Source organism: Streptomyces sp. NPDC059169, assembly GCF_042755225.1.
Classification (GTDB): domain Bacteria; phylum Actinomycetota; class Actinomycetes; order Streptomycetales; family Streptomycetaceae; genus Streptomyces.
On record NZ_JBHZCF010000006.1, the window covers coordinates 346,931 to 364,478 of the forward strand.

Genomic DNA, 17,548 nt, shown 5'->3' on the forward strand with positions numbered 1-17,548 from the left:
ACCCCCTCTTTTTTTCTGGGGGGGGGGGGGTTGGGAGAGGAACCGTTTCTTCCCCCCCTCCCCAACTGGGCACCCCGGCGCCCCCCCCCCCCCCCCCCAGGGCCGCGTCTCTTCCTGGTCATGTCCAGGAGGAAGCTCAGTGAGCACCACCAAGAAGATCACGGGCGCGGCGCTGGCCGCGGCCCTCGGCGTCAGTACGCTCGCGGGCTGCGGCGCGGACGACGCGGACAAGGGCTCCGGATCCGGCTCCAAGACCGTGACGCTCGTCAGCCACGACTCCTTCAACGCCACCCCGGCCGTCCTCAAGGAGTTCACGGAGCAGACCGGCTACACCGTCAAGGTGCTGAAGAGCGGTGACGCCGTCGAAGCGCTCAACAAGGAGATCCTCACCAAGGGCTCCCCGCAGGGCGACGTGTTCTTCGGCGTCGACAACACCACCCTGTCCCGGGCCCTCGACAACGACCTCTTCACGCCGTACGAGGCCAAGGGCCTGGACAGGGTTCCCGAGGCACTGCAGCTCGACAAGGGCGAACACCGGGTCACGCCCGTCGACAGCGGCGACATCTGTGTCAACTACGACAAGAAGTACTTCGCGGACAAGAAGCTCGCACCGCCGCAGAGCCTCGACGACCTCGTGAAGCCCGCCTACAAGGACCTGCTGGTGGTCGAGAACGCCGAGCGTTCCTCGCCGGGGCTCGGCTTCCTGCTGGGCACCGCCGCCGCGTACGGGGACGGGGACACCTCCCAAGGCGAAGCCCCTGGGGGGTGGCAGGGCTACTGGAAGAAGCTCAAGGCGAATGGCGTGAAGGTCGTCGACAGCTGGGAACTCGCCTACAACCAGGAGTTCTCCGGTTCCGCGGGCGGCAAGACAGCCAAGGGCGACCGCCCGCTCGTGGTGAGCTACGCCTCCAGTCCGCCGGTCGAGGTGCTCTACGCCAAGCCGCAGCCGAAGGTTGCGCCGACCGGTGTCGCCACTGGTACCTGCTTCCGGCAGACCGAGGCCGCTGGTTTGCTCAAGGGCGCGAAGAACGAGGCCGGGGGCAAGGCTCTGTTGGACTTCCTGATCAGCAAGAAGTTCCAGGAGGACATGCCGCTCACCATGTTCGTGAATCCGGTGGCGAAGGACGCGGCGCTGCCCCCGCTCTTCACGGAATTCGGCGAGGTGATCGCCAAGCCGCAGACGATGGCGCCGGAGAAGATCGCGGACAACCGCGACAAGTGGATCCAGTCGTGGTCCTCCCTCGTCCTCAAGTAGACGACCGGCTGAACGGGACGGCACGCCCGCGGGGACGGACCGTCCCCGCGGGCGTGCGGGGGAATGCGGCGAGGCTCGCCCTGATGGCGCTGCCCGTCGCGTTCTTCGCCCTCTTCTTCGCCTATCCGGTGACCGCGATCGTCGGCCGCGGGTTGCAGGCCCACGGTGACTGGCAGTTCGGGCGCATCGGTGACGTCCTCGGCCGCCCGGACCTGCTCGGCGTGCTCTGGTTCACCGTCTGGCAGGCGCTCGCGTCCACGGTGCTGACGCTGCTGATCGCGCTGCCTGGGGCGTACGCCTTCGCGCGCCTCGACTTCCCCGGCAAGGAGGTGCTCCGCGCGGTCGTCACGGTCCCGTTCGTGCTGCCGACCGTCGTCGTCGGCACCGCTTTCCTGGCCCTCGTCGGCCGAGGCGGGCTGCTGGACGAGCAACTGGGCGTGCGCCTGGACACCACGGTCTGGGCGATCCTGCTCGCCCATGTCTTCTTCAACTACGCCGTCGTCGTACGGACCGTCGGAGGCCTCTGGGCGCAGCTCGATCCGCGCCAGGAAGAGGCGGCCAGGGTCCTCGGCGCGGGGCGGCTCGCGGCTTGGCGGCGCGTCACCCTGCCGGCACTGGCGCCGGCGGTGGCCGCCGCGGCCCTCATGGTCTTCCTCTTCACCTTCACGTCCTTCGGTGTGGTGCAGATCCTCGGCGGTCCCGGGTACGCCACGGTTGAGGTGGAGATCTACCGGCAGACCGCCCAGGTGCTCGACCTGTCGACCGCCGCCGTGCTGACCCTGGTGCAGTTCGCCGCGGTGGGGGTGATCCTCGGCGTGCACGCGTGGACGGTGCGGCGGCGGGAGACGGCCCTCCGGTTGGTCGACCCGGCCCGCACCGCGCACCGGCCGTGCGGCGCGGGCCAGTGGGCGCTGCTCGGAGGCGTGCTCCTCACGGTCGTGCTGCTGATCATCGTGCCGCTCGGTGTGCTGGTCGAGCGGTCCCTGGGCGGCGGGGGCGGTTCCGGTGGATACGGCTTCGCCTTCTACGAGGCCCTGCAGTCGGCCGAGGCGAGCGGAGGCACGTTCCTCGTCCCGCCGCTCGCCGCCGTGGGGAACTCGCTCCAGTACGCGCTCGCCGCCACCGCCATCGCCCTGGTGATCGGCGGGCTCGCGGCCGCGGCGCTCACCCGGCGGGCCGGTCGCCTGGTGCGAGGGTTCGACGCGCTGTTGATGCTGCCGCTCGGGGTCTCCGCGGTCACGGTCGGGTTCGGCTTCCTGATCACCCTCGATGAGCCGCCGCTCGACCTGCGCACCTCGTGGATCCTGGTGCCGCTGGCCCAGGCGCTCGTGGGGGTGCCGTTCGTGGTGCGGACCATGCTGCCGGTGCTGCGCGCCGTGGACACCCGGCTGCGTGAGGCGGCGGCCGTGCTGGGTGCGTCACCGCTGCGGGCCTGGCGCGAGGTCGACCTGCCCCTGGTCCGTCGGGCTCTGCTCGTCGCCGCCGGCTTCGCCTTCGCCGTTTCGCTCGGAGAGTTCGGCGCCACGGTGTTCATCGCGCGGCCGGACAACCCGACGCTGCCGGTGGCGGTGGCCCGGCTCCTCGGTCGCCCTGGCGAGTTGAACTACGGTCAGGCCATGGCCCTTTCGACGATCCTGATGCTCGTCTGCGCCGCAGCGCTGTTGGTGTTCGACCGGCTCCGTCCCGACCGATCCGCAGGGGAGTTCTGATGCTCAGGTTGGAGGACGTGACCGTCCGGTTCGGGCGGCGGATCGCGCTCGACGGGGTGGACCTCGAGGTCGCCGACCGCGAGATCGTCTGCGTGCTTGGCCCGAGCGGCAGCGGCAAGTCCACCCTCCTGCGGGCCGTCGCGGGACTCCAGACCCCGGACGGTGGTCGGGTGCTGCTCGGCGGCGCCGACCAGGCGGGGGTTCCGGTGCACCGGCGCGGGGTCGGCATGATGTTCCAGGATCACCAGCTCTTCCCGCAGCGTGACGTTGCGGGCAACGTCGCTTTCGGGCTGCGGATGCACGGTGTGCCGAAGGCGGAACGGCAGCGCAGGGTCGAGGAGTTGCTCGTGCTGGTCGGCCTGCCGGGGGCCGCGAAGCGGGCCGTTGCCGCGCTCTCCGGGGGGGAGCAGCAGCGCGTCGCCCTCGCCAGGGCCCTCGCGCCCAGGCCCAGGTTGCTGATGCTTGACGAACCGCTCGGCCAACTGGACCGCACGCTCAGGGAACGGCTGGTGGTGGAACTCCGCTCGCTGTTCGAACGGTTGGGCACGACCGTGCTCGCCGTCACGCACGACCAGGGCGAAGCCTTCGCGCTCGCCGACCGGGTCGTCGTGATGAGGGACGGGCGCATCGCCCAGAGCGGCAGCCCGCGCGAGGTGTGGCGGCGCCCCGCTTCCGAGTTCGTGGCGCGCTTCCTCGGTTTCGACAACGTGGTCCCGGCGACGGTGACGGGCGAAGCCGCCGACACCCCGTGGGGCAAGGTCCCGGTGCCTGCAGGCTCGCCGCAGGGTGCGTGCCGGCTGCTGGTGCGGCCCGCGGCGGTGCGCCTGGAAGGGCCTGACGTGGGGCTGCCGTGCACGGTCGAGTCACTGACGTTCCGAGGACACCACGTCGCCGTGACGCTGCGGCCCCACGATGCTCCGCCGTTGGAGGCGGAGTGCACGCCTTCGGACGCGCCCGCGGTCGGGGCGACGGTCGGTGCCGCGTTCGCCGTCGACGACGTGGTCGTGCTCCCGACCGGCGCGGGCTGACCGCCGCGGGGCCGGATCCGGTCGGGCGGCCGGCCCGGCCGGATCACACGCCGGCAGGAGTCCTGGAGCGGGCCTCGGCGGGCGTCGTGGACCTCGGAGTCGGGTCGCCCCCGTGGCCTTCCGGGGATCCGAACCAGGCCACGGCCACCGCACCGGCCACGGCGAGGACGAAACCGGTGATCGCGGCCCAGGCGAACCCGGGGCGTGAGGCGTCGCCCAGCCACATCACTCCGATCACGCCCGGCAGCACGGTCTCGCCGACGACCAGCGCTGCCGTGGCGCCGTTGACGGATCCGATCTGCAGGGCCACCGTGTGCAGGTACATCCCGCCGGTCCCGGCCACCAGGATCGCGTAGAGCGCCGGGTCGGAGAGCAGCGCTCCCGGGTCGAGCGGGTCGATGCCGTTCAGCACCCGGACGCCGACGCCGAGCGCACCGAAGCCGAGGCCCGACAGCAGGCCGGCCAGGATCGCGGCGCGCGACCCGAGGAGCCGGACGGCGACGGTGCCGCCGGCCATCAGCAGCGTCGAGATCCCGAGCAGCCACCAGTGCGTGGAGATCGGGGTGTCCCCGCTGCCTTCCGGGCCCGCCGCGGTCGCCAGGAGCACCAGCGCGGAGCAGACGACCGCGATCGAGGTCCATTCGGCGCGGTTCAGCCGGATGCCCAGCAGTTTGATGCTCAGCACCGCCGTGATGACCAGGTTGGCGCTGATCACGGTCTGCGACAGGAACAGCGGCAGCAGCCGTGCCGCCATTGCCCCGAGCCCGAACCCGACGAAGTCGAGGATCGTTCCGACGATGAATTCCCAGGTCATCGCCGCTTTCGCGGTGGACGACAGGCTGGGGCCGCCGTGCTGGGTGACGCTTCCCGCGGCGGCTTCCCGGCGGGCGGACTTCCGCGATCCTACGGCTTGCAGGACGGAGCCCGTGCCGTAACAGATCGATGCCGCAACGGCGGTGAGCAGTCCTATGAGCACCGAGAGCTCCGTTCACGTGTGGGTCGGTGGGGTTCGGCCCGTTCCGACTGGCAGACGTGACTTTCGGCGAGGAAGTTGCTTTGCGCGTCGGGGTCAGACACCCCGGCCGTCGGTGGCGGTGAGCCGGGCCAGGGCCTGCGGGACCTCGTCCACCGAGTCCACGAGCGCGATGCGGGACTCCATGGAGCGGTCCTCGGCAAGGGCCCGGAGCAGCGGCCAGGCCGGGAGCTTCTCGGTCCAGTGGGCCCTGCCGACCAGGACCATCGGCGTGGGCTCGCCGCGCGACTCGTAGTAGTTCGGCGTGGCGTTGTCGAAGATCTCCTGGACCGTGCCGGCCGCACCGGGCAGGAAGACGACGCCGGCGTTGGAACGGGCGAGCAGGCCGTCTTCGCGGGTGGCGTTGGCGAAGTACTTGGCGATGTGGCCCGCGAAGGGGTTCGGCGGCTCGTGGCCGTAGAACCAGGTGGGGATGCCGACGGAGTCGCCGCCCCCGGGCCAGCGCGTGCGGACCTCGAAGGCGGTGGTGGCCCACTCCGTCACGGACGGGGTGAAAGAGGGAGCTTTGGACAGAAGTTCGAGGGACTCGTCGAGCATCTCGTCGTGGAACGGTGCCGCGTACGCGCCGAGGTTCGCCGCTTCCATCGCCCCGGGGCCACCGCCGGTGGCGACCAGCAACCCGGTGCGGGAGAGCGTGCGGCCGAGTCGGGCGGCGCCGGCGTAGGCGTCCGTCCCGCGGTTCATCGCGTGGCCCCCCATGACGCCCACCACCCGCACGCCGACGAGGAGTTCGTCGAGGGCGTCGGAGACGGCGTCGTCGTGGACGGCCCGCAGCATCGACGCAAAGGTGTCGCGGTCTGCCTTGGTCTGCTGGAACCACGTGTAGGCGAGGGCGTCGAGCGTGGTGTCGTAGCCGCCGTCCCCTAGGCCCTCGAACAGTTCGTCGGGCGAGTACAGCAGTCCCCGGTAGGGGTCGAACGGCAGGTCCGGTATGGGCGGGAAGACCAGCGCGCCCTCCGCGCGGACCTTGGCCGCGGCGTCGGGTTCCATGCGGCAGCCGAGGAACACGGCGCCCGTGGTGTCGGTGGTCAGGAGCGCGAACGTACGATCCGTCAGGTCGACGGACTGTATGCGCCGGCCCGCCAGGGAACTGCGTTCCAGGACGCGGTCGAACTCCACGATGGTCTCGATCTCCCGGTCGTCGTCGAATGACGACCCCAGCCTGTGCCCGTGTCCCTGCGCCATGCGGACACGATAGGGGGAGGCGTTCCCGGCGCCGCGGTCGGGTCAGCGGCGCAGCGGCATCGCGGCCAGCTCCGCCACCGCCCAGGTGAGCGGAGCGAAGACCGCCAGCAGGACGATCACCCGCAGCAGCACGGAGGCGCGGAGGAAGGCTCCCGGGGCCCCCGCCCCCCGCAGGCCCGCCCGGCCGACCGACCGTGACTGCCGCGCTTCGACGACTGATGTGAGCAACGTGGCCGAGGTGCAGGCCATCACGAGCACGACCCCGAGTCCGGTCAGTGGACCCAGGGGCTGCGGGCGGTCGCCGGAGACGGCCGGGACGGCGAGGACGGCGGACGCCACGGCGCACACCACCCCGAGTGGGCGGCCGATACGAGCCGCGTCCACCATCAGCGCCCGGCCCGCCAGGAGCCGGACGGCACCGGGGCGCACGGACTGCAGTACGCGGCCGCACAGGTGGACGAGGCCGGGGCCCATCGCGGCGAGGCCGAGCGCGGTGAGCGCCCAGCCCGCCGGCACCCCGGGCGGGGGAGCCGTTCCGGCGCCGGGGGCGCCCTGCTCCGCGTACGCCTCGACCGCGAGGCCCGCCGCGGTGAGCGCGACGCCCCAGGGCAGTCCGGCCGGAGTGGCTCCCCAGCGCACGTCCGGCAGGTCGTCGTCGCAGTCGTCGCCCGGTGCGGTGCGGCGCGGGCGTACGGCGGTGGCGGCCGCCGCGGCCCCCACGACCGGGACCACTGCGAGGAGCACCAGTACCGCGCCCAGTGGCAGGGGCTGTTCGGCGGCGACCAGGTCCGCGGCGGACCCGTCGAACGGCATACCGGTCAGGTCGCCGCGCAGGTGCAGGAACACCAGCAGTGCCAGCGCGCTGCCGAGGGAGCAGGACACGGCCGTGGACACGGCGGCCAGTGCGGTCAGCCGCACCGGTCCCAGGCCGACAGCGGACAGGCCCTGCCGGGGCCGCGCCCCGGGGTCGGTCCGGGCGACCGCGACCGCCAGTTGCACGGTCGCGGCGAGTGGGACCAGGCACCAGAGCAGCCGCAGCGGGGCCGGCTGGGCGGGGTCGGGGCCGGCCACGGCATAGGACAGGGTGCACAACAGCAGGAAGCTGACGCCCGCGGACGCCGCGGCGACCATCAACCGGCGCAGCAGCACCAGGGGGTGGGTACCGCGGGCTAGACGGAGAGCGAGCACGAGGCCCGGCCTTCCTCCTCGATGTCGTGCACGGGGCTGACGGGGCGTCCGTCGAGCAGGCGCACCTCGCGGTCGGCGAGCGTGGAGACCTCGGTCTCGTGACTGGCGAGCACGAGGGTGATGCGGTGTGACCGTGCCGCGGTGGTGAGCGTGCGCAGCAACTGGGCGCGGTCGGTGCTGTGCAGGGCGGCGGTCGGCTCGTCCGCGAAGAGCACGCTGGGGGTGGTGACGAGGGCACGGGCCAGAGCCACCCGCTGTCGCTGGCCCTGCAGCAGGGCGCGCGGGCGCTTGCGCGCGCACGTGCCGATGTCGAGCCGCTCCAGCCACTCCCTCGCTGCGGCCCTGGCCCTGCGGTGCGAGATGCCCCGCAGGAGCAGCGGAAGCGCGGCGTTCTCCCACGCCGTCAGTTCGGCGAGCAGCTGGGGCTCGGGGCCGATCCAGCCGAACCGGTCGCGGCGCAGCCGCTCCCTGGCCCCCGCCCCCATGGTGTGGACGGGGCTGCTGTTGAACCACACTTCGCCCTGCTGCGGGACGAGCTGCCCGGACAAGCAGCGCAGCAGAGTGGTCTTCCCGCTGCCGCGCGGGCCGTTCACGGCGAGGATCTCGCCTTCCCGCACGCCGAGGGAGACTCCGCCGAGTGCGGGTGATCCGTTGTGGGTGTGGTGCAGGGAGCGAGCCCAGAGCACATCGTCGTCCGGCGGGGCCACCATGGGGCAACACCTCGGTTCAGATCCGTTCCCGTCCCCCGGGTGGGTGAACGCAAACGCGGCCGATTGTCAGAGCACCGTAGGGACTGGGAACCGGCCGGAGGCACAGCACGCGGCCCGGACGCCCTCCTTCTCACTCGAAGGGGTACATCCGGGCCGCCGGAAAGCCGACAATCAGAGGTATCGGTGCCGGGAGGTGCCGGGCGTCAGAGCTTGGTCCAGGCCTCGGTGAGGACCGCCCGCAAGACCTGCTCGATCTCGTCGAAGGTCTCCTGGGTGGAGATCAGCGGCGGGGCGAGCTGGACGACCGGGTCGCCGCGGTCGTCGGCACGGCAGTAGAGACCGGCGTCGAACAGAGCCTTGGAGAGGAAGCCGTAGAGGACGCGCTCGGTCTCCTCCTCGTTGAAGGACTCCTTCGTGTGCTTGTCCTTGACGAGCTCGATGCCGTAGAAGAAGCCGTTTCCGCGGACGTCGCCGACGATCGGCAGGTCGTGCAGCTTCTGCAGCGTCGACAGGAACGCGCTCTCGTTGTCCAGGACGTGCTGGTTGAGCTTCTCGCGCTCGAACAGGTCGAGGTTGGCGAGGCCGACGGCCGCGGAGACCGGGTGGCCGCCGAAGGTGTAGCCGTGCAGGAAGGTGTTGTCGCCCTTGTAGAACGGCTCGGCGAGGCGGTCGGAGACGATGCACGCGCCGATCGGGGAGTAACCCGACGTCATGCCCTTGGCGCAGGTGATCATGTCCGGGACGTAGCCGAACTTGTCGCAGGCGAAGGTCTTGCCGAGGCGGCCGAAGGCGCAGATGACCTCGTCGGAGACGAGGAGCACGTCGTACTGGTCGCAGATCTCGCGGACCCGCTGGAAGTAGCCGGGCGGGGGCGGGAAGCAGCCGCCCGCGTTCTGCACGGGCTCCAGGAACACCGCGGCGACGGTGTCGGGGCCCTCGAAGAGGATCTGCTGCTCGATCTGGTCGGCGGCCCAGCGCCCGAAGGCCTCCGGGTCGTCACCGTGGAGCGGGGCGCGGTAGATGTTGGTGTTGGGCACCTTGTGCGCGCCGGGCACCAGCGGCTCGAACGGGGCTTTCAGCCCCGGCAGTCCGGTGATGGACAGGGCGCCCTGCGGGGTGCCGTGGTAGGCGACCGCGCGGGAGATGACCTTGTACTTCGTCGGCTTGCCGATGAGCTTGAAGTACTGCTTGGCGAGCTTCCATGCGGTCTCGACCGCCTCGCCGCCGCCGGTGGTGAAGAAGACCTTGTTCAGGTCGCCCGGGGCCTCGTTCGCAAGGCGCTCCGCCAGCTCGACGGCCATCGGGTGGGCGTACGACCACACGGGGAAGAAGGCGAGCTCCTGGGCCTGCCGGGCGGCCACCTCGGCGAGGTCCCGGCGGCCGTGGCCCGCCTGGACCACGAACAGACCGGCGAGGCCGTCGATGTAGCGCTTGCCCTTGTCGTCGTAGATGTAGGTGCCTTCACCACGCACGATGGTGGGCACGGGGGCGTTCTCGTACGACGACATGCGGGTGAAGTGCATCCACAGGTGGTCGTAGGCGGACTTGGAGAGGTCGCTGCGGTCCTTGCTCACGGCTATCGGGTTCCCCACATGTAGGTCTGCTTCTTGAGCTTGAGGTAGACGAAGCTCTGGGTGGAGCGCACACCTGGGAGGGTGCGGATGCGCCGGTTGATCACGTCGAGCAGGTGGTCGTCGTCCTCGCAGACGATCTCCACCATCAGGTCGAACGAGCCCGCCGTCATGACGACGTACTCGCACTCGGACATGGCGGTCAGCGCATCCGCCACCGGGTCCAGATCGCCCTCGACGTTGATGCCGACCATCGCCTGGCGACGCAGGCCCACGGTGAGCGGGTCGGTGACGGCGACGATCTGCATCACGCCCTGGTCGAGCAGCTTCTGGACGCGCTGTCGTACGGCCGCTTCGGAAAGGCCCACGGCCTTGCCTATCGCGGCGTACGGGCGGCGCCCGTCTTCCTGCAGCTGCTCGATGATCGCCAGGGACACGGCGTCGATCGTCGGGGACGAACCCGTTCCGGTCCCGGTCTTGGAGTCTGCGCTTCGGCTTGCCACGCCCACACTGTGCACCGGAGTCGTCGATCCTGCAACCCAGTCGCGATGAATTTCGTTGTTCATGGGCGATAATTTCACCGATTCCGAAGTTGCCTGGGGTTGGGCATGTCGAAAGCGTTACTCGTCTGGCTAGCCTGTGCGACGTATGGTTGGGCTGGATCGGGGTGTCTCACCCATCGGACATCTGACAGGAGGGGTGGCTGTGACCACCGAACTGCGTCGTCTGCGCAATTACATCGACGGGGAGTTCCGGGACGCCGCGGACGGGCGGACCATCGAGGTGGTCAATCCGGCCACGGGCGAGGCGTATGCGACCTCACCGCTCTCCGGTCAGGCGGACGTGGACGCCGCCATGGCCGCGGCCGCCGCTGCGTTCCCGGCTTGGCGCGACACCACGCCCGCGGAGCGCCAGAAGGTGCTGCTGAAGATCGCGGACGCCTTCGAGGAGCGCGCGGAGGAGCTGATCGCGGCCGAGTGCGAGAACACCGGCAAGCCGGTGGAGCTGACCCGCAGCGAAGAGATCCCTCCCATGATCGACCAGATCCGCTTCTTCGCGGGTGCGGCCCGGATGCTCGAAGGGCGCTCGGCCGGTGAGTACATGGAGGGCATGACGTCGATCGTCCGGCGTGAGCCGGTGGGTGTCTGTGCGCAGGTCGCGCCGTGGAACTACCCGATGATGATGGCCGTCTGGAAGTTCGCGCCGGCGCTCGCCGCGGGCAACACCGTGGTGCTGAAGCCGTCCGACACGACGCCGGCGTCGACGGTGCTGATGGCGGAGATCATCGGCGCGATCGTGCCCAAGGGCGTCTTCAACGTCATCTGCGGTGACCGCGACACGGGCCGCGCGATGGTGGAGCACCCCGTGCCGGCGATGGCCTCCATCACCGGTTCGGTGCGCGCCGGCATGCAGGTCGCCGAGTCGGCGGCCAAGGACGTCAAGCGCGTCCACCTGGAGTTGGGCGGCAAGGCGCCGGTCGTCGTCTTCGAGGACACCGACATCGCCAAGGCCGTCGAGGACATCTCGGTGGCCGGCTTCTTCAACGCGGGCCAGGACTGCACGGCGGCGACGCGGGTGCTCGTCCACGAGTCCATCCACGACGAGTTCGTCAGCGCCCTGGCGAAGGCCGCCCAGGAGACCAAGACGGGTCAGCCGGACGACGAGGACGTCCTCTACGGCCCGCTGAACAACGCCAACCAGCTGAAGCAGGTCTCCGGGTTCATCGACCGGCTCCCCGCGCACGCGAAGGTCGAGGCGGGCGGCCAGCGGGTGGGCGACAAGGGCTTCTTCTACGCGCCGACCGTCGTGTCCGGCCTGAAGCAGGACGACGAGATCGTTCAGAACGAGGTCTTCGGTCCGGTCATCACGGTCCAGTCCTTCGCGGACGAGGCGCAGGCGCTGGAGTACGCCAACGGCGTGGAGTACGCGCTGGCGTCGTCGGTCTGGACGAAGGACCACGCCCGGGCGATGCGCATGTCCAAGGCACTGGACTTCGGCTGCGTCTGGATCAACACGCACATCCCGCTGGTGGCCGAGATGCCGCACGGCGGCTTCAAGAAGTCGGGCTACGGCAAGGACCTCTCGGCGTACGGCTTCGACGACTACACGCGCATCAAGCACGTGATGACGTCCCTCGACGCGTAACGCCCCTCCGGCAGGGGTGCCGGGCGGGCCCGACGGGGCTCGCCCGGCACCCCCGCGCGGCGGCCCGTGTGGTGCCCACAGTGCCGCGGTCCGGGCGTGCGGGCTCGTCCCGGTGCCGCGGCGCGGCCCTCGGGGTGGGCTCGGGTGCGGCCGCCGGGAGCTGCGAAGGGGCGGGGCCGGCCCCTTGATGTCCGGCGTGCCGGGCCGCAGCCGGTGGACCCGCCTCAGTGCAGCGGGGTCCCGTGGAGGGTGAACAACAGGCTCCAGACGGCCGAGGCGATCTCTTCCGGTGTTCCTGCCACGCTGTCGTGGAGCCAGTCCGCCAGGACCCCGGTGAAGGCGGCGGCCACGGCCGAGGCAATCAGCTCCGGCGCCGGGGCGCCCACCAGTTCCCTTTCGCGGCGGCTGCGTTCGCGCAGTTCGCGGTGGAGGAGATCGCCGAGCGGCCCGCCGCCCCCCTCGCGCAGGAGCGTGCGGTAGAGCGGGGCGTGCGGGGCGATCCGCGCGAAGAAGGACGTGAGGGCGGGCGGTGGGGCCGCCGGATCGGGTCTGCCGCGCCAGGCGTGCAGCGCGTCCACGGCGTCCCGGACCACCTCGGCGCAGGCGTCCACCGCGAGTGCCTCCAGGTCGGGGTAGTGCAGGTAGAAGGTGGCACGCCCGAGTCCGGCGCGACGCACCAGGCCCGCCACGCTGACCTCCGCGAGCGGACGCTCGGTGCACTCCTCCAGCAGCGCTCGGCGCAGGCGGTCCCGGGTGCGCTCCGCGCGGGGGTCGCCGCTCACCCCGCCACCAGCACCGCGGCCAGGGCCAGTGCGCCCGGCAGCGCCTGAGCCACCCAGATGCGCCGGGTGACGCTGATCCCGCCGTAGACCCCGGCGATCACCACACAGCCGAGGAAGAACAGTTGCACCCGGTATCCGGTGGGATCCTCCGCAATCAGCCCCCACACGAGTCCCGCGGCGAGGAATCCGTTGTAGAGGCCCTGGTTCGCAGCGAGCGGGGCGGTCTTCGCGGCCGTTGTCGCGTCGAACCCCGAAAGGGCCCGCCCCCGTGGACGTTCCCACAGGAACATCTCCAGGGCCAGGAAGTAGACGTGCAGCGCGGCCACCAGGCCGACCAGGACGTTCGCCGTCGCGTTCATTCCGCTCCTTCATTCATGGACGCATGTCCATGACATGATAGACAGGTGTCCATGATCGACAGGGTGTCGGGGCCGGCGCCATCCCCTCGACGTACCGTCCATTGCCCGCCGTGCTCGGCGAGCGGCATCCTTCCGGCGTGCCAGCGACCCCCAAGAGCGCCCCGATGTCCCGCCGTTCCGTCCTGCGAGCCCTCGGCACGGCGGGTGCCTCGGCCGCGGGCCTCGCACTCGCCGGCTGCGGTGTCCCCGCGGCCTACGTCGAGGCGGCCGACCGCGCCGGGCGCGACCGGTCCGGTCGGGACGGGACCCTCGCCTTCGCCAACTGGCCCCTCTACATCGACACCGACGACGAGGACGGCTCCAAGCGGCCGACCCTGGACGCCTTCACCGCACGCACCGGGGTCTCCGTCCGCTACACCGAGGAGATCAACGACAACGACGAGTTCTTCGGCAAGATCAGTCCGGCACTGATGAACCATCAGGACACCGGACGGGACCTGATCGTCGTCAGCGACTGGATGGCCGCGAGGTTCGTACGGCTCGGCTGGGTCCAGGAGATGGACCGGGATCGTCAGCCCAACGTCGCCAAGTACCTCGATCCGCAGCTGCGTTCGCCCGCCTTCGACGAGGGCCGACGGTACAGCGTCCCGTGGCAGTCCGGTATCACCGGCATCGCCTACAACCGTCGGAAGCTGGGGCGGGAGATCAAGCACACCGAGGACCTGTGGGCGAGCGACCTGCGGGGCGGGGTCACCCTGCTCTCCGGACTCGACGAGGCCTTCGCCCTCCTGATGCAGGGCGACGACGTGGACATCACCCGCTGGACGGCCGACGACTTCCACCGGGTGTGCGACCGGATCGAGAGGCTCGTGCGCCGGAAGCACATCCGGCGCTTCACGGGCAACGACTACATCAAAGACCTGTCCACCGGTGACGTCCTCGCCTGCCAGGCCTACTCGGGCGACGTCATCCAGCTCCAGGCCGACAATCCCGACATCGCGTTCGTCGTCCCGGAGGAGGGGGCGGAGCTCTGGGCGGAATCACTGATGATCCCGAACCTCGCGCAGCACAAGCGCAACGCCGAGGCGCTCATCGACCACTACTACGACCCCGAGGTCGCGGCCGAACTCGCCTCCTGGGTCAACTACGTCTGCCCGGTGCCTGCCGCGCGTGACGTCCTCGCCGACTCCGGGGACCGGGAACTCGCCGAGCTGGCCGAGGACCCGCTGGTCTTTCCCGACGACTCGATGCGCAGCAGGCTCGCCATCGCCAGGGACATCACCGCTCGGGAGCGGCGGGAGTTCACAAAGCGGTGGAACTCCCTGGTCGGCCTGTAGCAGACTGGCGATCATGGAAGAAGTGAACCCGCTGGTCACCTATGGGCTGTTGGCGGCCTGGGCACTGCACGACACCGAGGAACTCCTCGCCGCGCCCCGGTGGGTCAGGGAGAACGTCCCGCACCTGCGTGAACGCTTCCCCGGGGCACCCGAGAGTCTCTGGCGGACCATGGAGTCCGTCAACGCGCGCGAATTCACCGTCGCCGTGGGGGCGATGGCCGCGGTCGTCGGTGCCGCGGCCACGGCGGGAGCACGCTCCGGGGGTCGATCGGGCTTCTACCAGGCCGCGTTGAACGGCTTCGGCCTCCACGGCCTGGTCCACCTCGCACAGGCCGCACTCGTACGCGGCTACACCCCGGGATCCGCCACCAGCCCGCTGATCGTGCTGCCCTTCACGCTCTGGGCCCGCGGCAGACTCCGTACGGCAGGCGTCCTGCGACCCGCCCGCACGCGCGACGTGCTGGCCGGACTGACGACGGCCGCAGGCGCCGTCATCGTCTCGCACGCTGTCGCCCGCAAGGTCACCGGGGGTCGGTGAGACGCCGGCAAACCCGGGCGTACGCTGCGGACATGAGTGAGCGAAGAGCGCTTCTGCGGCGCATACGCGTGTGGCTTGTCGTCTTCATCGTCTGCTTGGTCCTGAGCGGGCTGACGGCCTTTCCTCTCGTCACCGAACTCCGCGTCACGCACGAGGCGCTGACGTCATGGGCGTCCCCCGTCGCCGACGCCTTCCCCGGACTGCTGGAGTGGATCGCACGCGTCCGGCACGGTCTGGACGCGGCCGATGCGGACCACCCGTTCCTGCTGTACGGCACCGACTGGCTGGCCTTCGCCCACCTCGTCATCGCCGTGGCGTTCTACGGCCCGTACCGCGATCCCGTCCGGAACGTCTGGGTCATCGAGTTCGGCATGATCGCGTGCGCCGGAATCATCCCGCTGGCGCTGGTCTGCGGCCCGATCCGCGGCATCCCCTTCTGGTGGTCGGTCATCGACATGTCGTTCGGCGTGTTCGGCGTGCTCCCGCTGGTGTTCGTAAGGCGTCTGGTCAAGCGGTTGGAGGGCCTGGACGCGCCCGTCCCGGCCGCCGCCGCCTCCTAGCCGGTTTCCGCAGCCGTGGTGCGACCTCGTTCCGGTCGTGCCACCTGGTACCGCCCACCCCTTACCCGCTCGATCAGCAGTCCCGCGAGAGGATCGCCGGCGGGAGCGGCTCCCCCAGGGTCAGTTCCTCGCAGCTACGGGGGGGAAAGCGGTCGTCCCGCCTCTCCCGGCAGCAGGAGGCACCGCCGTGGCTCCCGCTGCGATCAGCCCCGTCTCGTAGGCGCAGATGACCGCCTGGATCCGATCCCGCAGACCGAGTTTGGACAGCACGTTCCCCACATGCGTCTTGACGGTGTGTTCGCTCACCACCAACTCCGCCGCGATCTCCGCGTTCGAAAGACCGCGCCCGAGGAGCAGGAGCGTCTCGCGCTCACGCGCCGTGAGGGCCTCCAGCCGGGCGGCGGGGGGCGCCGTCCGGTGGGCGGTGTGCAGGGTGTACTCCTCGATCAGTCGCCGGGCCACCGAAGGCGCGAGCAGGGAGTCGCCCCGGGCCACCACGCGGACCGCGTGCACCAGATCGTCCCGTCGCACGTCCTTGAGGAGGAAGCCGCTCGCCCCGGCGTGCAGCGCCTCGTACACGTACTCGTCGGAGTCGAAGGTCGTCAGGATCACCGTGCGGCACACGGTCTCCCGGCTGATCGTGCGGCACGCCTCGATGCCGTCCACACCGGGCATCCGGATGTCGAGCAGGGCCACGTCGGGAGCGAGGCGGCGCACCGCGTCTACGGCTTGCGCCCCGTCCGCCGCCTCGGCGACGACCTCCACGTCCGGCTGCGCGTCCAGGATCATCGCGAAACCGCTACGGACCAGCTCCTGGTCGTCCGCCACCACCACACGGATCGTCAACTCCCCACCTCCGCAGGGGATCCTATGGGGAGCGTGACGGAGAGCACGAAGCCCCGCCCGCCGGGCCCAGGACCGGTGCGAGCGGTGCCCCCGTGGGCGGCCGCCCGCTCGCGCACGCCGATCAAACCGTGACCGCCGGCCCCGGACGGACCAGGACCCCGTCCGTCGTCGGTGACGGTGATGTCCAGCCGGTCCTCCCTGTATGCCAGGCGCACCCGTACCGACGTCGCGCCCGCGTGCCTGACCACGTTCGTCAATGCTTCCTGCACCACGCGGTGGGCGGTCGCGCCGGTGTCCGGAGGCAGGGTGCGGACAGCGCCCGTCGTCTCGTACGTGACGTCGAGACCGCTGCCCCGCACGCGCTCCACCAGACCGGGCAGCGCGTCGGCTCCCGGCTGGGGCCCGCGCGGCGAGCCGCCGGGACCGGCGTCGTCGCCGCGCAGCACCCCCAGCATCCGGCGCAGCTGCGTCATGGCGTCCCGGCCGGTTTCCGAGATCGCGTCGAAGGCCGCTTCGGCCCGTTCCGGATGTGCACGCACCGCGACCGGCCCCGCCTCCGCCTGGACGATCATCAGGCTCACCGCGTGCGACAGGACGTCGTGCATCTCGCGGGCGATCCGGGCCCGTTCCCGGGCCGCGGCCTGCTCCGCCTCGATCCGGTTGGCGCGCTCGAGGTGTGCGGCGCGGTCCTCGACGGCCCTGACGTACGCCTGTCTGGTGTCGGTGAGCCTGCCGAAGGCGTACGCCGCGCCGAAGACGAACAACGAGAACAGCAGTTCCTTGGCATCACCGGAGTTGGTGGCGACCGACGGGAAGGTGACCACGAACGTGACGAGGGCGACCCCGACGCGTTTGCGCGGCGACGAGAGGGCAGCGACCGTGTAGACGGCGACGAGTCCGGCGTAGGGCAGTGGCTGGCCCGGCCCGTCGAGCGCGAACCGGTAGAGCGTCCCTGCCACCAGCACGGCGCAGAACACCGCGACCGGTGCCCTGCGCCGCCACACCAGGGGCACCACGGTCAGCGTCGTCAACCCGTAGGACGCCCACGTGGCGTCCGGCAGCTCCGGTGCGCGCGGCACCACGAACGGCATCGTCATCGCCGCCTGCACCAGCAGTGCGAGACCGATGTCCGTGACCAGGGGAGCCGGGTGTCGCAGTGCCCGTATCCCTCGTCTCCCGCCCACCCCTGCCGCCCTCTGTGGAACTGATGTCGAGTGATCCGTGGTGTCGTCGCGGCGGTCTCCCGACCACGACCACGACCACGCCCCCGTGCCCGGTGCGGCAGAGGTGCCGGTGCCCCAC

General features: G+C 70.9%; 17 protein-coding genes. 7 read left to right on the forward strand and 10 right to left on the reverse strand.

Annotated elements, in window-relative coordinates; translation table 11 throughout:
• Window positions 1-139: 139 nt before the first annotated feature.
• From ACFXOM_RS14340 to ACFXOM_RS14350, 3 genes are all read left to right on the forward strand, one after another.
• Window positions 140-1,255 carry a thiamine ABC transporter substrate binding subunit gene (locus ACFXOM_RS14340; RefSeq protein WP_384933977.1) on the forward strand — a complete coding sequence of 372 codons (1,116 nt, stop codon included), beginning with the start codon at window positions 140-142 and terminating at the stop codon, window positions 1,253-1,255.
• Window positions 1,256-1,338: 83 nt separating this feature from the next.
• A complete protein-coding gene (locus tag ACFXOM_RS14345; RefSeq protein WP_384946631.1) occupies window positions 1,339-2,964 on the forward strand; it encodes an ABC transporter permease in 1,626 nt (541 codons plus the stop codon).
• Complete coding sequence (locus tag ACFXOM_RS14350) at window positions 2,964-3,992, forward strand: ABC transporter ATP-binding protein (protein WP_384933983.1); 1,029 nt, start codon at window positions 2,964-2,966, stop codon at window positions 3,990-3,992. Before ACFXOM_RS14345 ends, ACFXOM_RS14350 begins: the two co-directional genes overlap by 1 nt.
• A 43-nt stretch (window positions 3,993-4,035) precedes the next feature.
• On the opposite strand, the gene ACFXOM_RS14355 is transcribed toward ACFXOM_RS14350, so the two are convergent.
• The 6 genes from ACFXOM_RS14355 to ACFXOM_RS14380 form a co-directional block, all read right to left on the reverse strand.
• Window positions 4,036-4,968, reverse strand: coding sequence for a hypothetical protein (locus ACFXOM_RS14355; protein WP_384933986.1), 933 nt, complete (start codon window positions 4,966-4,968; stop codon window positions 4,036-4,038).
• A gap of 93 nt (window positions 4,969-5,061) precedes the next feature.
• Window positions 5,062-6,210 carry an LOG family protein gene (locus ACFXOM_RS14360; RefSeq protein WP_384933989.1) on the reverse strand — a complete coding sequence of 383 codons (1,149 nt, stop codon included), beginning with the start codon at window positions 6,208-6,210 and terminating at the stop codon, window positions 5,062-5,064.
• A 42-nt stretch (window positions 6,211-6,252) separates the two neighbouring features.
• Entirely contained in the window at window positions 6,253-7,398 is a 1,146-nt protein-coding gene (locus ACFXOM_RS14365) for a hypothetical protein (protein WP_384933991.1), read from the reverse strand.
• Window positions 7,380-8,108: an ABC transporter ATP-binding protein gene (locus tag ACFXOM_RS14370; RefSeq protein WP_384933994.1), complete on the reverse strand. Its 729-nt coding sequence runs from the start codon at window positions 8,106-8,108 to the stop codon at window positions 7,380-7,382. The genes ACFXOM_RS14365 and ACFXOM_RS14370 overlap by 19 nt, the downstream gene beginning before the upstream one ends.
• Before the next feature lie 203 nt (window positions 8,109-8,311).
• Window positions 8,312-9,682 (reverse strand): aspartate aminotransferase family protein, encoded by a 1,371-nt coding sequence (locus tag ACFXOM_RS14375; protein ID WP_384933997.1) that lies wholly within the window; start codon window positions 9,680-9,682, stop codon window positions 8,312-8,314.
• A 2-nt stretch (window positions 9,683-9,684) separates the two neighbouring features.
• A complete protein-coding gene (locus tag ACFXOM_RS14380) occupies window positions 9,685-10,182 on the reverse strand; it encodes an Lrp/AsnC family transcriptional regulator (RefSeq protein WP_384934000.1) in 498 nt (165 codons plus the stop codon).
• Window positions 10,183-10,384: 202 nt separating this feature from the next.
• On the opposite strand from ACFXOM_RS14380, the gene ACFXOM_RS14385 reads away from it, so the two are divergent.
• A complete protein-coding gene (locus ACFXOM_RS14385) occupies window positions 10,385-11,824 on the forward strand; it encodes a gamma-aminobutyraldehyde dehydrogenase (RefSeq protein WP_384934003.1) in 1,440 nt (479 codons plus the stop codon).
• A gap of 224 nt (window positions 11,825-12,048) precedes the next feature.
• Here ACFXOM_RS14385 and ACFXOM_RS14390 read toward each other — a convergent pair whose 3' ends face one another.
• A complete protein-coding gene (locus ACFXOM_RS14390; RefSeq protein WP_384934006.1) occupies window positions 12,049-12,606 on the reverse strand; it encodes a TetR/AcrR family transcriptional regulator in 558 nt (185 codons plus the stop codon).
• A complete protein-coding gene (locus ACFXOM_RS14395) occupies window positions 12,603-12,965 on the reverse strand; it encodes a DUF1304 domain-containing protein (RefSeq protein WP_384934009.1) in 363 nt (120 codons plus the stop codon). The genes ACFXOM_RS14390 and ACFXOM_RS14395 overlap by 4 nt, the downstream gene beginning before the upstream one ends.
• Window positions 12,966-13,129: 164 nt before the next feature.
• On the opposite strand from ACFXOM_RS14395, the gene ACFXOM_RS14400 reads away from it, so the two are divergent.
• Genes ACFXOM_RS14400 through ACFXOM_RS14410 form a run of 3 tightly spaced genes read left to right on the forward strand, consistent with a single transcriptional unit; the run spans window position 13,130 to window position 15,400 of the window.
• Window positions 13,130-14,302 (forward strand): spermidine/putrescine ABC transporter substrate-binding protein, encoded by a 1,173-nt coding sequence (locus tag ACFXOM_RS14400; protein WP_385038065.1) that lies wholly within the window; start codon window positions 13,130-13,132, stop codon window positions 14,300-14,302.
• A gap of 13 nt (window positions 14,303-14,315) precedes the next feature.
• Window positions 14,316-14,840 (forward strand): HXXEE domain-containing protein, encoded by a 525-nt coding sequence (locus tag ACFXOM_RS14405; protein ID WP_384946622.1) that lies wholly within the window; start codon window positions 14,316-14,318, stop codon window positions 14,838-14,840.
• A gap of 32 nt (window positions 14,841-14,872) precedes the next feature.
• Window positions 14,873-15,400: a hypothetical protein gene (locus ACFXOM_RS14410; protein ID WP_384934014.1), complete on the forward strand. Its 528-nt coding sequence runs from the start codon at window positions 14,873-14,875 to the stop codon at window positions 15,398-15,400.
• A gap of 120 nt (window positions 15,401-15,520) precedes the next feature.
• Here the strand turns inward: ACFXOM_RS14410 and ACFXOM_RS14415 are convergent, their stop codons facing one another.
• Both ACFXOM_RS14415 and ACFXOM_RS14420 read right to left on the reverse strand, forming a co-directional pair.
• A complete protein-coding gene (locus ACFXOM_RS14415; RefSeq protein WP_385038017.1) occupies window positions 15,521-16,246 on the reverse strand; it encodes a response regulator in 726 nt (241 codons plus the stop codon).
• Window positions 16,243-17,430 carry a sensor histidine kinase gene (locus ACFXOM_RS14420; RefSeq protein ID WP_385038020.1) on the reverse strand — a complete coding sequence of 396 codons (1,188 nt, stop codon included), beginning with the start codon at window positions 17,428-17,430 and terminating at the stop codon, window positions 16,243-16,245. Before ACFXOM_RS14420 ends, ACFXOM_RS14415 begins: the two co-directional genes overlap by 4 nt.
• Window positions 17,431-17,548 lie beyond the last annotated feature (118 nt).

Excerpts from the sequence above, each read along its gene's own strand:
- ACFXOM_RS14345 (WP_384946631.1), top strand. The coding sequence starts at position 1,339 with ATGGCGCTGCCCGTCGCGTTCTTCGCCCTCTTCTTCGCCTATCCGGTG.
- ACFXOM_RS14350 (WP_384933983.1), top strand. The coding sequence starts at position 2,964 with ATGCTCAGGTTGGAGGACGTGACCGTCCGGTTCGGGCGGCGGATCGCG.
- ACFXOM_RS14360 (WP_384933989.1), bottom strand. The coding sequence starts at position 6,210 with ATGGCGCAGGGACACGGGCACAGGCTGGGGTCGTCATTCGACGACGAC.
- ACFXOM_RS14370 (WP_384933994.1), bottom strand. The coding sequence starts at position 8,108 with ATGGTGGCCCCGCCGGACGACGATGTGCTCTGGGCTCGCTCCCTGCAC.
- ACFXOM_RS14395 (WP_384934009.1), bottom strand. The coding sequence starts at position 12,965 with ATGAACGCGACGGCGAACGTCCTGGTCGGCCTGGTGGCCGCGCTGCAC.
- ACFXOM_RS14400 (WP_385038065.1), top strand. The coding sequence starts at position 13,130 with ATGTCCCGCCGTTCCGTCCTGCGAGCCCTCGGCACGGCGGGTGCCTCG.
- ACFXOM_RS14405 (WP_384946622.1), top strand. The coding sequence starts at position 14,316 with ATGGAAGAAGTGAACCCGCTGGTCACCTATGGGCTGTTGGCGGCCTGG.
- ACFXOM_RS14410 (WP_384934014.1), top strand. The coding sequence starts at position 14,873 with ATGAGTGAGCGAAGAGCGCTTCTGCGGCGCATACGCGTGTGGCTTGTC.